Here is a 16,338-nt window from a genome sequence, read left to right as displayed (position 1 = left end):
ACTGCTCCCTTCTTGAAACGTTTTTCAGAGATGCGTGTGAATGGCAGGACCAAAAGAGGAGATGTATGATAAATGATAAAAGGCTGTTCTTTCATGCATGAGCCAAATGATAGAATAATTGCTTGCGATGAAGGAACGTAAAAAACAGAATATCCTATAGACGAGCATGCACCGACAGATAACAAATACAACACCAAATAGACAAAGCGTTTTGGAAGGGAGTGCAAGGATATCGAATTACGACATTTAGAATATTTTTTAATGGTCAGCAAGGAAATGCATTTTACAAGAGCAGCTGAAAAATTAGGTATTTCCCAGCCAACGTTGAGCCATCAAATTAAAGTGCTGGAACAAGAGATAGGCCACGCTCTGTTTAACCGTATTGGCAAAAAAATTGAGCTGACGAAAGCTGGAGAAATTGTTCAACAAGAAGCATTGAATATTCAACGTTCTTTGCAAAATATATCTTCTCACATTGCAGCATGGACGAATGTAGAATTCGGGGAATTGAAAATTGCTGTATTGCCGGGAGAAATAACCGATCTGGTCTCTACCTTGTGTATTAAATTCAACCAATTATATCCGAATATTAAAGTACTTATTCAAACGACGGACCAAGTGGAAAAGTCTGTTTTAGAAGATCAAGCTGATTTTGGCATTGGGTTTACGTTCCACCGTAATGACAGGCTGCAGATGACGAAATTGTATGAAGAAGAGTTTTACCTGATCAGTAATCAAAGAAATGAAGAGCAGAAGATTTCGTTTTCGAAAGTGTTAGACAGTCCGCTGATATTATTTCCTCGTATGCATCAATGCCGAAGAATACTTGATAAAACAAGCAGTGCGTATGGCAGACAATTAGAACCTGTCATTGAAACATCCAGTATTGAATCGATTTTGAACCTCGTTCGAAATGGTGTCGGCCGCAGTGTTGTCTCACGTACATTATATGAATTTTACGACACGGGGGATTTGTTTTTCCAGCATATTGAGCAGCCGTCTCTGACTAGAACGGTGTATCTTTTGATGAAAAAGGATTGTTTTGTAAATTATGCAGCGCGCAAATTCATTCAGTTATTAGCAGAGGAGATGGAAAGGCTGCGATTTCATACAGAAAAAGAGGCAATCACTTCTATACAAAACTCTCTATTATAGATTTTTTCTATGAAGATCATAGAAATGAATTTATTGCTGAATGATGCAATCCCTTATACGATAAAAACAAGGTCAGGAAAATGTGAATATGACATCACAAAGGGAGTGTATATGATGGTACAAGAAGTAGCAGGTATTAAAATTCCAGATTCTACTTTGGCAAAGGATGCAGCGGATATTTTACGCGAACATGGGAATGACTTGTTGTGGAATCATTCCAACCGTGTGTTTTTATTTGGTGCCGTCAATGGATTACAGGCAAAGCAGAAATATGACTTGGAGCTGCTGTATGTAAGTGCATTGTTCCATGATTTAGGCTTAACGAAAGAATTCAGCAGTCCCGATTTACGATTTGAAGTAGACGGTGCGAATGCAGCCAGAAGTTTTTTACAGCACTATCAAATTCCAGATGAGTCGATTCGGCTTGTTTGGGACGCAATTGCGCTGCATACAACACCAGGCGTTGCTGAACACAAAGAGTCCGAAGTGGCATTGCTCTTTTCTGGTGTTGGCTTGGATGTGATGGGAGATGGGTTTGAGCAGTTCCCTGATGATTTGCGTGAGGAGATTATAAAAGTGTTCCCGCGAAACAATTTCAAAAAGGAAATCATCCCAGCTTTTTATGAAGGATTTAAGCATAAACCAGAAACGACCTTTGGCAATATGAAAGAAGATGTTATTACACATTTTAGACCGGAATATAAAAATAAAAATTTCTGCCAGTGCATTTTACATTCACCGTGGTCAGAGTAAGAAAGCAGCAATGACAACGTAACGGGGGAGAAAGTGTAACCCTTGATAAAAAGTCTGATGGAGGCTGGGCGAAAAAGTATAGAGCCATAGAATAATCCGAACAGTTTATTAAAATCAATTTGAATTATTTGTTTAGAACAGCAAATCCTATCGTTGCTCCGTCAACACCCTGTGCGATCCGCGGGCATGACTTCAGTTAATTTGGTAAAAAAAATCCTTTACCAAGCAGGACTTCGGCTCGTGCTTCAACGCACAGGACGTGCTAGTGTCGGCGTTGGCCATACGCTGTGTCTGGTCTTAGCCGATGTCCCGAAGGAGTTGCCGCATGTTGACGGCGCTTAGAATATACTTTCATTCTTATTGTTTGGTTTGTGCGAAATCTGTTTTAAATGTGTTCTAGCCTTATTTAGATATGCTAAAAAGGCACGTGAGACCATTCCATATGATGTTTACTCATGGGCCGTCCATATAATTATTCCACAGTCGGATGCGACTGTGGAATAATTTTTATGTTTTTCATTAGAAAATCTGTTCCGAATCGATAATGATACAAGAAAACGTTACATATAATTTTTTACTCGAAGGAAAATGGAGGGGAAAAGCGAATCACCATGAATCAAAATTATAACGCACCCATGCCGCCGTCTACACGATACTGGGCGCCGGTGATAAATTTACTTTCATCAGAAGCAAGAAAAAGTACCAGGTTTGCGATGTCTGCCGATTCTCCGTAACGACCTAGAGGAATAGTGTTTGCGAGTTGTTCTTCATTGGTTTCTAAGCCTTCTTCCAAGGAGCGCATCATCCTGGTGTTGACTGGGGATGGATGAATAGAGTTTACGCGAACGGTTTTGGATGCTGATTCGATTGCTGCAGCTTTCGTTAATCCGGCAACTGCATGTTTGGAAGCGATGTATGGGGAGACGTTTGGACTGCCGTCTAACCCGGCAACCGATGAAGAGTTGATTACACTGCCATAACCTTGTTTGTTCATCACGTTTAGAACATGTTTTAATCCTAGAAATACGCCGCGAACGTTCACGGAAAGAACGTTATTTAAGTTATCAACACTTTGCTCGGTAATTGGAGCGACTTCTCCTTCAATTCCAGCATTGTTAAAGAAAACGTCAATTTTTCCGTATGTTTCAACAGCTTTGTTTACATAGTTTTCAACATCTGCTTCCGCGGAAACGTCTGCTTGGATGGTCATCACTTCACCGAATGAGTCGAGTTCCGCTTTAACATGATCTAGAGCTTCCTGGGATACATCAACTAAAACGACTTTTGCACCTTCTTGCAGGAACCGTTTTGCTGTTTCTTTTCCAATTCCTCCTGCAGCTCCTGTAATAATTGCAACTTGATCTTGGAGTCTCATGTTCATCAATCTCCTTGTAGTGACATGTTTCTACTTTTTAATGTACCCGTTTCATTGAAATTAAAAACAAAATGTATGAAAGGCTTTTTTTTCGTCATACCAGCTAATGTCAGAAAAGACGATTCAAGTATTGGTAACTAATGTTATCATGGCGTCATTTTTCTTTCACGAACAAGATACAGTTGGAAATGCATAAAATCATGTAAAGAAATAAATCACAAACAACCTTCCACATTAGAATTAGGTTCTGAAATATTTTAATTGTACGTATCACAGCTGTTTGAAATAATGTAACAGTAAAGGGGAAAAAGAGGGCGGCAAGCTGCAGGAGGACTGGTTCAATGAGATTTCTCATGATTTTTGTATTCGCGGCATGTATGTCGATAGCGGGGTGTGAGTCAGAAAAAACGACGACAGAAGAAGAAGCGGAGACATTAAAACTGCTTCGGGAAGTAAAACCAAATGCGGAGGATGACAGGCAATACAACCTTTTCGTGCTTGCCGAGTTCTATGACAGCTCTCTGGATTCGGAACAAGTCCGCGAAGGTGTTAGACAACGGGAGGAATACAAAAAGCTGCATGACAAATTGAAGCTGGATCACTTAAATGAGATAACCCTCAAGACAAATGCCTTGAACTCTGAAGAGGCGGAGCTTCTTGAAGTGGAAGAATTTCCAGCTTACATCGTATTAGATGAATCAGGCGTTACGCTTCAAACATCAGAGGTGGATGAAGTGATAGAGCTTGTCAATAAAAAGCAAAACGAGAAGTGAGGAGATGCTGTTAAGCTGAAGGCAAGGAAAGAATAATCATTTCTTTTAGCAGAAGATACGCTGGCTGTATTTGCTTTTCGGTTTTTAGGGGGGGGGGGCGGTGAAGGCATTGTTTGGGCATACGATTTAATTCATTGTCCTTATTATTATTTACATATTAGAAAATAAGGGGGATTGTTTTCGAAAACAATCTCCCTATTATATTTAATTAGTGGATCTTTTAGTTCGTGTTCGCTTCTTGCTGAAGGAAATCTTCGGTTGAAACCACATTGGCATACATTCCGTTAAGTGCACCGACAAATGCATAATGAACCTGTTCAGCTGGAACGGTCTTACCTTGGTAGGACAAGTCTGTTGTTGCACAAGCATCTTCAATAAGTGTAGTTTCAAAGCCTAGATCCACTGCAGCTCTGACTGTGGCATCAATACACATATGTGTCATCATCCCTGCGACCACTACCTTGGTGACTCCTTTATCTTTTAATCTGCTTTCTAATTCAGTATTTAAAAAACTGTTAGGTGCATGTTTTGTAATAATGCTTTCGTGTTCTAATGGTGAAACAGCTTCATGTATTTCGGCTCCCTCTGTATCTGGGAGGAAGAATCCTAATCCTGGATCACTTGCGATATGCTTGACATGAAAAATATGATCGCTGTTATTCTGTCTAAACCATTTGAGAACATCACTTGCATTAGCAGCTGCTTTTTCAGGATTGCTTAATTCCATCTTCCCGTTTGGAAAATAGTCATTTTGAATATCTACAATGATTAACGCTGTGCTCATTTTTTCCACCTCACTAAAAAATTTACTATAATAGAATGGTACATAATATTTTGATTTTTATCGATACCTTGATGAAACACTTTTATGCGAAATCATTTCACGGTGAAAGGGGTTTATAATGGAACTTGATAACATTGATTTTCAAATCCTCCGGCTGCTGACAGAAAATTCACGTGTTCAATGGAAAGACTTAGGAAAACAAATTCATATGACGGGGCAGGCAGTAGGGAATCGTATTAAAAAACTTGAGGATCATGGTGTAATAAAAGCCTACTCTCTAATAGTAGATGAAATGAAATTAGGACTGATCTTTACGGCATTTGTCACGATTTATATGAAAACAGCAGACCATGATGCGTTTATTCGTTTTGTTCAAGAACGAAAGGAGGTAGTGGAAGGTCACCGAGTATCTGGAGAAGGCTGTTACCATGTGAAAATAAAAGTTAAATCTCAAGATCAATTGAATAATTTTCTGAATCAACTTCTCGAGCATGGGAATTATAGTTTAAATCTATCCATACAAGAGATAAAAAAATATGATCCGTTAACTGCCGCATTACAATAAATGTTATGTATCAAAAAAAGGTTGTACAATATTTTACTGTAACGAAAAAGGATGGGTTTTTGGGACAAGGAAAAGTGTTCGTCAATTCCGTCAGCATCCTTCTTTTCTCTCAAGCTGTGATACAGTAAAAGAGAGAAGCGAAATGTCCGATATACATAGGGAGAAGTTTAAAAATACAGGAGATGTGGCCATGATTATTTACAATGAACGCTCTCATGACTTTCTCAATCATGTGTACGAAAACAAAATCGGCTATGTGTTAAAAGAAAATATGCTTCAAAAAACGAACAAGGTCGTATCAGACAGAGAGATTCGCTCCTGGGAACACTCGCTCCCGGAAATGGCACGCATTATTCGTGATGCCAACCTAAGCAGTGATGCTGATGTGCTGCTAGAGTATAAGCTGCCATCGACCGAAAAGAGAATTGATTTTCTTATTGCGGGCTGTGATGAAAGCGGCAAAGAAAACGTATTGATTATTGAATTAAAACAGTGGCAAAAAGCAGAGCTCGCAGAAGGGGACGGCGTCGTATCAACGTTTTTAGGCGGAAGAGTGCGCGAAACAGTTCACCCGTCATACCAAGCGACGTCTTATCGGCGTTACTTACAACACTTCAACGAATCACTCTATCACAGCACCACTATCCATATGCATTCCTGCGATTATTTACATAATTATATTATGGGTAAAGAAGAACCGCTGATGAATGAACGCTACCGTCATTATTTGGCAGAATCACCGCTTTATTTTCGCTTTGATGACCGCGAGTTAACCTCTAAGGTAAAACATCACGTAAGCAGCGGTAACGGAAAAGATATTGCTGAAAAAATTGAAACAGGCAAGATTCGACCGTCGAAAAAGCTTGTCGAAACAGTTGGGACACTGTTAGATGGAAGCGATGAATTTGTCCTTTTAGATGAACAAAAAGTCGCTTATGAAAAAGTGATTGCTCTCTACAATGCATTGAAGCAAAAAACGGATACAAAACAAATGATACTGATTAAAGGCGGACCCGGAACAGGCAAGTCGGTCATCGGTTTACATGTGATGCGTCACATGTTAGAAGCAGGCGCCAACATGGAATACATTACACCGAATCAGGCCTTCCGCGAAGTGCTGCGTAAAAAGCTGATTGGCTCAAGCTGCCGTACCGAAGTGAGAGATTTGTTTAAAGGATCAGCCAGCTACGTGACGACACCGGAAAATCAATTTGATGTGCTTCTTTGTGATGAAGCCCACCGGCTGAAACAGTTTGGCCACATGCAAAAGAAAATCGAAGACGAAAATCAAGCCACCCACATTATTCGCTCCGCAAACCTCAGCGTCTTTTTTGTGGACGACACACAAGTCGTATCAAAAAAAGATGTCGGCAGCTATGACATGGTAAAACAAGAAGCAGAAAAAGCTGGTGCTGATGTTCACACAGTGGAGCTAGAGTCCCAATTTCGCTGTTCTGGTTCTGGCAATTACATCGCCTGGATAGATAAGCTGTTAGACTTTGAAAAAAGCGATATTGGGCTTAAAGGAGACTTTGATTTTCAAATCGTCGATAGCCCCCATGTATTGAAAGAAGAAATCGTAGATAAAAGAAACGGCCGGTTAGTCGCTGGATATGCTTGGCCATGGACAAAGAACAGAAAAAACAACGAGTTAGAAAAAGATGTCGTGATTAAAGACCATCAATTTGCGATGCCCTGGAACGACCCGAATCGGATTGATTGGGCTATTCATCCAGAGTGTGAAAATCAAGTTGGCTGCATTCATACCGTTCAAGGACTTGAAATGGATTACATCGGGGTCATTATTGGAAAAGATTTAGGATACGATGAGGAAACAGACTCCATTATCGTTCGCAGAGAAGAGTTCTATGACCGAGGCGCCCGGCCGCGCAAACCAAAAAAAGACGAACGCGACCCGCTGTATGATCTCGTTCGAAACACGTACAAGACGCTCCTGACAAGAGGCATGAAAGGCTGTTATGTGTATTGCTGTGATGAGGGGTTGCAAAGATATATCAAAAGACACATGTAGGCGGACTCCCTATCCGCCTGCATGAAAAAAGATGAAAATTCATCTTGCTTAATACGTCATTACTCGTTATAATAATAGATGTCTTCACCAACTATATACCATACAACACGTTCCGTTAGCTCAGTTGGGAGAGCGCCACCTTGACAGGGTGGAGGTCACTGGTTCGAGCCCAGTACGGGACACCATACATATGAATGCTGAACCCCTTGTTGTAGAGGGGTTTTTGTTGTTCCATAGTAGTATCAGTAACTCATGTTTTCAAGGAAAGTCCAAGATTTTAAGCAGCTTAGCGCTCTATTTGTTAGTACAATGAGAGCATTTATTCTGATAAAATTTTGACCTCTTCAGCGTATCGTATAGGTGGGTTGGAAAAGTGAACTACTCCGTCTGGTACTTCAAAAACCAATACCTTCATCCCGGCATCTATTTGGTCATATGTTTTTTTGCCCACATTAAAATAAGTTGGCCCTGTTGAATGTCCGGGATGTACTAAGATTTGATAAAAAGCACTAAAAAGCCTTTTCTCCTCCACTATTCCTTCAAACGCATTCCTGTCTATTTCTGTTGATTTTTTTAATGGTTCTTTTCCTGCGTGTGGGTGCTTATTAACAGAAACATGGTTCAATGTAGGCTGTGTTTCAAGCTGACTACCTTGAGAGCAGCCCAGCATGAATGCTAATGAAATGAATACCGCGATAGTAGTGGTGGTTACTTTATTCACTGTATCCCCCTGCGTTTTGTTAATATTCTTTCTTATGATGTTATGAAAGATAATGTTTACTATGACTCTTAACTCCATAAAAAAAACAATGCCGTTATATACCCCGATTACGAAACAAGGTGGTTTTCAGGTTGTGTGCATAAATACTTGTTCTTACCTTCACTAAATTCTAAATTTATACTTTTTATATAATAAACATACTGACAAACGATACATGGCTGAAGTGCCGTATACACCATTAAAACATGGAGTTATGGCAGAAGAGGACATTTTTATTTGATATGCTCCTATGTAGCCTGCTCAACGAAAGGGTAGGATCACGGAAAATGATAAATGCTTCTCTTTTTGACGTGTTATGATATATTCAAAACAAGACCTATGATGAATCGGAACCAAAGTTGTTCCCAGAGCACCATATATGGAAAATATCACGGGAGGTACAAGCCTTATGAAAATTATTGTGACCAGTCTTTTTGTAGAAGATCAAGACGAGGCGCTGGCGTTTTATACAGAAACACTTGGATTTGTAAAAAAGGAGGACATTCCTATGGGAGAATTCAGATGGATTACCGTTGTTTCTCCCGAGGAGCAGGAAGGCACCGAGCTAGTGCTTGAACCGAATCATCATCCAGCTGCAAAGGAGTATCAAACGAAGATATTTAACGATGGCATTCCAGCAACAATGTTTGGTGTGGCAGATGTTCAGCAAGAATATCAACGGTTAATGGAAAAAGGCGTGACGTTTACGATGGAGCCGACAAAAATGGGCGAAGTCACAATAGCTGTATTCGATGATACATGCGGCAATCTGATTCAGATAGCACAGAAGTAGGTTTATGTCGAAATAGAAAGAATGAAGCAGATATTTAATCGCATCACCACAGCATTTAGTAAAGAAATGGGTCAAAAATCTGTATAAGTAGATTTTTATAATAACAGCTAATTTGCAGGAATGCATGATTTTGGATAAAAGAAATTGAAGTTTCATCAGTTTAGTATTACCATTACCTTTTACACGCATGGAATAGTCGTAGTGGCTGTGGAATGGCAGACGTATTTGCCGAAGATAGAGAAAGCTTTGGGTTTGCCGGGAGTCAATATATTGGAAGCACAGAAATATTTAATCATCTTAAAGCAGTCTTTGAAGATCATGCCACTGCTCCATGTATTAGTAAGGTTGAATGTGTACATTTTCTAAGTTCTGATATAGTTACGTCACAAGCAATAGCTGGAATGATACCAACGCAACCAGCAGACATTAATCCTAAAGTGCACCCACATCATACGTTTATCGTTTTAACAATGGACAGGAAATGACGCATGAAGTTATTCAAAACACCTCGGCATAGTTGCATGAAAAGCCTGAATGAGTGAATCAAATGACTAGCGAACTAAAAAAACTCTAGAAATAAAGGGGCATGTTAATTAGGATAAGTTTGCTGCAGTGGATAAGTTACCAATTTATTTGTTTAATGGAGCAAACTGGAAGTGGTGAAAGAGAACATGTCATGAGAAAGGAAACGATAAAAAATCAGTTCGTGTCAGTGTAGGTCTTTTCTTGTTGGTTAGATTGTAATGGGGGATAGTGAAGCAGTTTTGATAGCAGGTTATTTTATGAGTTAAAATTCTGAATATTTAATAAACATACTTGAAATTTCAAAAAAAAACGTATAGAATAAATTTAAACATAGAGTATAAATTTAAATATTGCGAACAAATATAATGACAATTTGATAAAAAAGTGAAAGACAGATGAAAATAGGCTGGGTGAGATGGTATGAAACTAAGAGAAAAGAAGGCAGCAAAGAAAAAAGAAGAAATATTACGTTCTGCTTCCAAGATTATTTCGAGACGTGGATATGACGGGGCGACGATGGAGGATATTGCTGCGGAGTTATTAATGACAAAAGGGGCTCTCTATTATTATTTTAAAAACAAAGAAGAGCTGCTTTATCAATGTCACGTTCTCGTGTTATCGGAAGCGGAGGAGAAATTAGAAAGTATATACAGAGAAAACATTTCATCTATTGAAAAAATGAGAAAAGCAATTCGATTTCATATTGAAGTAGCAATCACAGAAAAGGAAACCTTTAACTTGATTATTAAACCAGAAATGACATTTTCTGAGAAGCATATTTCTAAGGTCCTTAAACAACGTGATGATTATGCTGGAGTATTTGACAAAATCATTCAAGAAGGCGTGCAAAGCGGTGAATTTGTGGTTAAAGAGAAAAAAATGGCTCGGATGATTATACTAGGGTCGATGAATTGGATTCAGCAGTGGTATATACCTGGAGGAGAAAAGGGTATAGACGATATTTCGAAGGTTTATGCGGAGTATTTACTAAAAATGCTAACCTAAATTTCTACTATACTAAATACTCTTGTGGTCGTGGGAGAAGGTTTAATAAGGAACATGAATAAAACGTGGAAAAGTAACAGGACTTGGGGGATATACGATGAATTTTCAAATGACGGAAGAACATGAAATGATTCGAAAAATGGTTCGGACTTTTTCTGAAAAGGAAGTAGCTCCAACTGCGGAAGAACGCGATGAAGAAGAGCGTTTTGATATGGATATTTTTCATAAAATGGCGGAGCTCGGTTTCACAGGTATCCCTTGGCCGGAAGAATACGGGGGGATTGGCAGTGACTATGTTGCGTATTGTATAGCAGTAGAAGAGTTATCACGTGTATGCGCATCCATTGGTGTCACTTTATCTGCCCATATTTCGCTTGCAGGATGGCCGATTTTTACATTTGGCACTGAAGAACAAAAACAAAAATATTTAAAACCGATGGCAAAGGGGGAACGAATCGGTGCCTATGGACTAACAGAATCTGGTTCGGGCTCAGACGCTGGTAATATGAAAACAACAGCCCAGTTAGACGGAGATGAATACATTCTAAACGGTTCAAAAATCTTTATCACAAATGGTGGTGTCGCGGATACATATGTTGTATTTGCACTAACAGACCCTTCGTCCAAAAAGCATGGTATAACGGCATTTATTATTGAAAAAAACTTTCCGGGTTTTTCCATCGGTAAAAAAGAAAAGAAAATGGGAATACGTTCATCCCCTACCACAGAAATTGTATTTGAAGATTGCCGGGTGCCAAAAGAAAATGTACTTGGACAAGAGGGAGACGGTTTTAAGATAGCAATGAAAACATTGGATGGAGGACGCAATGGTATTGCAGCCCAAGCTCTTGGAATCGCTCAGGGAGCAATGGATGCAGCTGTCTGGTATGCAAAAGAACGAAAACAATTTGGAAAGTCAATTGCTGCAAATCAAGGTATCTCGTTTAAGTTGGCGGATATGGCCGCCGCAATCGAAGCTTCTCGTCTATTAACCTATCAGGCAGCCTGGCTGGAATCGAATGGACTGCCGTATGGACAGGCATCTGCGATGGCTAAATTACAAGCTGGAGATACAGCAATGAAAGTGACGACAGAAGCGGTTCAAGTATTTGGCGGGTATGGTTATACCAAAGACTATCCGGTTGAACGATTCATGCGTGACGCAAAAATCACACAAATATATGAGGGAACGCAAGAGATACAAAGACTCGTTATCGCAGGATATCTATAAAAGGGTTAACAAATTGTTTGATGAAAGGTGATAAGCTATGGAAACACAAATTGTGAAACCAACACACAATGTTCGTTTTGTTACAGCAGCGGCATTATTTGATGGTCATGACGCCTCTATTAATATTATGCGCCGTATTCTCCAGTCCTCTGGGGTTGAGGTAATTCACCTTGGACACAACCGCTCTGTAGATGAAGTAGTGAATGCTGCCATTCAGGAAGACGTTCAAGGGATTGCTATCAGTTCCTATCAAGGAGGACATGTGGAATATTTGAAATATATGTATGATTTGCTTCAGGAAAAAGGGGCTGGCCATATCCGTATTTTTGCGGGGGGAGGAGGCGTTATTGTTCCAAATGAAATCAAAGAATTGATGGATTATGGTATTGCTAGCGTTTTTTCTCCAGATGATGGGCGTGAGCTTGGCTTACAAGGCATGATCAATCATATGATTCAAGAAACCGATTTTCCAACACCGAAGCAAATTGAACAGGAAATAGAAAGATTAAAAGACAAACATTGGGATTCGATTGCTAAATTAATCACATTTGCAGAGGAAAATCAAGGACGGGGTGAAACGGGAGATTCGATTGCTGGCGCATTACAGGAATGGCAAGAAGAAGTACCCGATGCACCCGTTTTGGGAATAACAGGGACAGGCGGTGCTGGAAAAAGCTCTTTAACTGATGAATTGGTACGTCGCTATTTAGAACAGTTTCCTGACAAATCTATTGCCATTATCTCGGTCGATCCTTCTAAAATGAAAACAGGGGGAGCCTTGCTTGGAGATCGCATTCGAATGAATGCGATCAACAATCCTCGAGTATATATGCGAAGCTTGGCTACTCGTGGATCAAAGACTGAAATAAGTCATGCTTTAAATGATGCTGTTCAAGTGGTCAAGGCAGCTGGCTATGATTTTGTTATTGTCGAAACAAGCGGGATTGGACAAGGAGATTCGGAGATTGTCGATCTTTGTGATCTTTCCATGTATGTGATGACAAGCGAGTTTGGGGCCACCACACAGCTTGAGAAGATTGATATGATTGATTTTGCGGATCTGGTTGTTATTAACAAGTTTGAAAAACGGGGATCGGATGATGCATTGCGTGATGTGCGGAAGCAATATCAACGCAGCCGGCATATGTTTGAGGCTCCAGCTGAAAAATTGCCTGTATTCGGAACCATTGCCAGTCAGTTTAATGATCTCGGGACGAATGTTCTCTTCGCTAATTTAATGAAAACAGTGGAAGAAAAAACAGGAAGCAGCTGGCCGACAAACTATAGTACAGACATCCAGCCAGTGGTAAAGCAAAGCACAGTTATACCGCCTGATCGAACTGCTTACTTAGGTGAAATAGTCCAAACTATTTACCAATATAGAGAATTTTTAGAAAAGCAAGTCGAATTTGTTCGGAAACGATTTCAAATGGAAGGAACAAAAGCCTTAATTAAAGAGCACAAGGAGCATGGGATGGGGGAGGAAGAAATCGAGGATTTCGTTACTCACCTGGATAAGATGATTGCACACTACGATGAAAAAATTCATCCGGAATCCAAGAAGATGATTGAAGAATGGTCGGACATTCGTGAATCTTATCAGCAAGATCAGCTGGTAACCAAGGTGCGCGGTAAAGAAATGATAACGGACCTGTATACAGAATCATTATCCGGCAGTAAAATTCCGCGTGTTAGTGTTCCGAAGTTTGAAGATCATGGAGAAATCCTGCGGTGGCGCATGAAAGAAAACCTTCCGGGTTACTTCCCATTTACAGCGGGAGTATTTCCATTTAAACGAACCAATGAAGATCCTAAGCGTCAGTTTGCTGGAGAAGGAACACCGGAGAGGACGAATCGGCGTTTCCATTATTTATGTCAGGAAAGCGAGGCAAAACGGCTTTCTACTGCTTTCGATAGTGTGACTCTATATGGCCAGGACCCCGACTATCGACCGGATATTTACGGGAAGATTGGAAACAGCGGAGTGAATATCTGTACATTGGATGACATGAAAAAGCTGTATGAAGGCTTTGATTTGTGCGCTCCGTCCACGAGTGTATCCATGACCATAAATGGACCGGCACCTATTATTTTAGCCATGTTCATGAACACAGCTATTGATCAGCAAGTGCAAAAGTTTGTGGAAGACAACCGAAGACAGCCAAGTGAGAAAGAATATGAGGATATCAAAGAATGGACGCTTCAAACCGTACGTGGAACGGTCCAAGCAGATATTTTAAAAGAAGACCAGGGACAAAACACCTGCATTTTCTCTACGGAATTTTCCCTTAAGTTGATGGGGGATGTACAACAATATTTTATAGACCATAACGTGCGAAACTATTATTCGGTTAGCATTAGTGGCTATCATATTGCAGAAGCTGGAGCGAATCCAATTTCTCAGTTAGCCTTTACACTCGCGAATGGATTTACATTTGTTGAGTACTATTTAAGCCGCGGCATGCACATAGATGAATTTGCATCAAACCTGTCTTTCTTTTTCAGTAATGGCTTAGACCCTGAATACACAGTTATGGGACGTGTAGCACGCAGAATTTGGGCTACAGTGATGAAACATAAATATGGTGGAAACGAACGAAGCCAGAAGCTCAAATACCATATCCAAACATCAGGACGGTCGCTTCACGCCCAGGAAATGGATTTTAATGATATTCGCACTACTCTTCAAGCCTTAATTGCCATCTATGATAATTGTAACTCGCTGCACACTAATGCTTATGATGAAGCGATTACGACACCGACAGAAAATTCTGTACGCCGGGCGATGGCTATCCAAATGATTATCAATAAAGAATTGGGTTTGGCAAAAAATGAAAATCCATTACAAGGGTCCTTTATTATTGAAGAACTGACTGATCTTGTAGAAGAAGCAGTGCTATCTGAATTTCAACGTATTCATGACCGCGGCGGGGTTTTAGGTGCCATGGAAACCCAGTATCAACGAGGGAAAATTCAGGAAGAGTCCATGTATTACGAACATAAAAAGCATTCTGGAGAGTTACCGATTGTCGGAGTGAATACGTTTATGAACCCCAATAAAGATGAAAACGCGTATGAAATTGAAATGGCACGTTCGACGAAGGAAGAAAAAGAAACTCAGATTCAACATCTGCATGATTTCTGGGAGAAAAACAAAGAAGAATGTCCAGGTGCACTGAAACGCCTAAAACAAGTCGCCCTTCAAAACGGTAATATATTTGAAGAACTGATGGAATGTGTGAAAGTAGCCTCTCTTGGACAAATAACAAATGCTTTATATGAAGTTGGCGGGCAGTACCGCCGAAACATGTAACCGCCTTTATCGGTTTGTTTAAATTCTTTCAAAGATAGGAGCGAAAGCCATGGAAAGTGTAGTTAAGACAAAAGTTAGCAAGCAAATAGGATATATGCAATTAAATCGGCCGGATAAACGCAATGCTTTATCAGCGGAGCTAGTGGAACAATCTATTCATGCATTGCAGGAACTCGACCTACATCCTGAGGTGAAGGCCATTATTATAACTGGGGAAGGACCGGCATTTTGTGCAGGCGGGGATATTGCCGACATCCGTGGCTTGAATGGGGCAGGGGACATAGCGGCTTGGATGAAAAACGCCGCTCGTTTTACAAAAGCGATTGTTGATTTAAATAAATATGTAATAGCTGCTGTTCATGGTTATGCAGCAGGGGCGGGTTTCAGTCTTGCACTTGCTAGTGACTTTATCGTGGCTGACCGAACCGCCAAATTTATTAGCAGTTTTACCAATATAGGGCTGATTCCTGATTTAGGTCTGACGAAGTTGTTGACAGAACGCGTTCCTCTGCCGCTCGCTAAAGAGTGGATAGCATCCGGACGTGCTCTTTCTGCAGAAGAACTTCACAGCAAAGGGCTGATTAATCGTTTGAGCGACGATGATGTTGTAAAAGAAGCAGAAGAATTTTCACAATGTATTATGGAAGGTTCTCCGTTAAGCAGAATGTATGAAAAAAAACTATTGAACAGTGCAGAAGACCTTTCGGTGGATTCTGCTTTGCTGCAAGAAACTATCACGCAGTCTTTGCTTCTTAACACCGAGGACCACTTAGAAGGTGTTGCAGCTTTTCTGGATAAACGGAACCCAGCATTTAAAGGAAATTGAATATTGTTGATAATAAGATTAATAAAACAATTGAAAAACAAAAGTCAACAGATATATGTTTTCTTTTCCCAACCATCTATGAAGTAAAAAGGTGAAGGAAAAACTTTTAAAATGAAATGAACGGGATGTGACAGGATGTTATCCCAACGTCTTGTTTTTCTAGTATAAAAAATTTTTGAATTCAGTTTACAAACTCTTTAAAGGTTCAATGTTTTTAATTAACTAATCCAGCTTTTGTGTTCAAATATTATGAATTACTTGAAAAGTAATGAAATGTTATCAGTATTTTAAATTTAAAAATATCGTATAGAGTAAATGTAACTATTGAGAATCAATTTCATAAGTGCTTTTATGATTATCAAAAGCGAACATTATTTCGATTGTAGCGTAAGGCGGCGACTCCTGCGGGATAAGCTTGAGCTGAAGACCCCACAGGCAGCTTGCTGCC

The 16,338-nt window shown here is 40.0% G+C and carries 13 protein-coding genes, 1 tRNA gene and 1 pseudogene; 12 read left to right on the top strand and 3 right to left on the bottom strand.

Features of this window, described 5'->3' with window-relative positions; genetic code table 11:
• Positions 1-231 precede the first annotated feature (231 nt).
• Both BLT18_RS15685 and BLT18_RS15680 read left to right on the top strand, forming a co-directional pair.
• Positions 232-1,155, top strand: a complete 924-nt coding sequence (locus BLT18_RS15685; protein WP_281242370.1) for a LysR family transcriptional regulator — start codon at positions 232-234, stop codon at positions 1,153-1,155.
• A gap of 114 nt (positions 1,156-1,269) precedes the next feature.
• Complete coding sequence (locus tag BLT18_RS15680) at positions 1,270-1,908, top strand: HD domain-containing protein (protein ID WP_091276164.1); 639 nt, start codon at positions 1,270-1,272, stop codon at positions 1,906-1,908.
• Between the two features lie 622 nt (positions 1,909-2,530).
• Here the strand turns inward: BLT18_RS15680 and BLT18_RS15675 are convergent.
• Positions 2,531-3,289: an SDR family NAD(P)-dependent oxidoreductase gene (locus BLT18_RS15675; protein ID WP_091276121.1), complete on the bottom strand. Its 759-nt coding sequence runs from the start codon at positions 3,287-3,289 to the stop codon at positions 2,531-2,533.
• 335 nt (positions 3,290-3,624) lie between these two features.
• Between BLT18_RS15675 and BLT18_RS15670 the strand changes: the two genes are divergently transcribed.
• On the top strand, positions 3,625-4,056 hold the full coding sequence (locus tag BLT18_RS15670) for a hypothetical protein (RefSeq protein WP_091276118.1): 432 nt from the start codon (positions 3,625-3,627) through the stop codon (positions 4,054-4,056).
• Between the two features lie 220 nt (positions 4,057-4,276).
• On the opposite strand, the gene BLT18_RS15665 is transcribed toward BLT18_RS15670, so the two are convergent.
• Positions 4,277-4,840: a cysteine hydrolase family protein gene (locus BLT18_RS15665; RefSeq protein ID WP_091276115.1), complete on the bottom strand. Its 564-nt coding sequence runs from the start codon at positions 4,838-4,840 to the stop codon at positions 4,277-4,279.
• A gap of 118 nt (positions 4,841-4,958) precedes the next feature.
• On the opposite strand from BLT18_RS15665, the gene BLT18_RS15660 reads away from it, so the two are divergent.
• The 3 genes from BLT18_RS15660 (at position 4,959) to BLT18_RS15650 (ending at position 7,622) form a co-directional block, all read left to right on the top strand.
• Entirely contained in the window at positions 4,959-5,405 is a 447-nt protein-coding gene (locus BLT18_RS15660) for an Lrp/AsnC family transcriptional regulator (protein WP_091276114.1), read from the top strand.
• A gap of 190 nt (positions 5,406-5,595) precedes the next feature.
• Entirely contained in the window at positions 5,596-7,437 is a 1,842-nt protein-coding gene (locus tag BLT18_RS15655) for a DUF2075 domain-containing protein (RefSeq protein ID WP_091276112.1), read from the top strand.
• A gap of 109 nt (positions 7,438-7,546) precedes the next feature.
• Positions 7,547-7,622 (top strand) — tRNA-Val (locus BLT18_RS15650).
• Positions 7,623-7,756: 134 nt separating this feature from the next.
• Here the strand turns inward: BLT18_RS15650 and BLT18_RS15645 are convergent.
• Positions 7,757-8,158 (bottom strand): hypothetical protein, encoded by a 402-nt coding sequence (locus BLT18_RS15645; RefSeq protein WP_091276109.1) that lies wholly within the window; start codon positions 8,156-8,158, stop codon positions 7,757-7,759.
• 448 nt (positions 8,159-8,606) lie between these two features.
• On the opposite strand from BLT18_RS15645, the gene BLT18_RS15640 reads away from it, so the two are divergent.
• The 6 genes and pseudogenes from BLT18_RS15640 to BLT18_RS15615 all read left to right on the top strand — a co-directional run bounded on the left by BLT18_RS15640 (position 8,607) and on the right by BLT18_RS15615 (position 15,890).
• Positions 8,607-8,990, top strand: coding sequence for a VOC family protein (locus tag BLT18_RS15640; RefSeq protein WP_091276107.1), 384 nt, complete (start codon positions 8,607-8,609; stop codon positions 8,988-8,990).
• A 188-nt stretch (positions 8,991-9,178) separates the two neighbouring features.
• Positions 9,179-9,475: pseudogene (locus tag BLT18_RS15635) on the top strand (SgcJ/EcaC family oxidoreductase); the annotation flags it as partial.
• Between the two features lie 460 nt (positions 9,476-9,935).
• Positions 9,936-10,520, top strand: a complete 585-nt coding sequence (locus tag BLT18_RS15630) for a TetR/AcrR family transcriptional regulator (RefSeq protein ID WP_091276098.1) — start codon at positions 9,936-9,938, stop codon at positions 10,518-10,520.
• Positions 10,521-10,617: 97 nt separating this feature from the next.
• Entirely contained in the window at positions 10,618-11,751 is a 1,134-nt protein-coding gene (locus BLT18_RS15625; RefSeq protein ID WP_091276096.1) for an acyl-CoA dehydrogenase, read from the top strand.
• 37 nt (positions 11,752-11,788) lie between these two features.
• On the top strand, positions 11,789-15,064 hold the full coding sequence (gene icmF, locus BLT18_RS15620; RefSeq protein ID WP_091276093.1) for a fused isobutyryl-CoA mutase/GTPase IcmF: 3,276 nt from the start codon (positions 11,789-11,791) through the stop codon (positions 15,062-15,064).
• A gap of 49 nt (positions 15,065-15,113) precedes the next feature.
• Positions 15,114-15,890 carry an enoyl-CoA hydratase/isomerase family protein gene (locus BLT18_RS15615; protein ID WP_091276091.1) on the top strand — a complete coding sequence of 259 codons (777 nt, stop codon included), beginning with the start codon at positions 15,114-15,116 and terminating at the stop codon, positions 15,888-15,890.
• Positions 15,891-16,338: the final 448 nt, after the last annotated feature.

This window comes from Alteribacillus persepolensis (assembly GCF_900099605.1).
GTDB classification, from domain to species: Bacteria; Bacillota; Bacilli; order Bacillales; family Marinococcaceae; genus Alteribacillus; species Alteribacillus persepolensis.
Note: the sequence above shows the minus strand (reverse complement) of the source record. Positions and strands in the feature narration are given on the sequence as shown.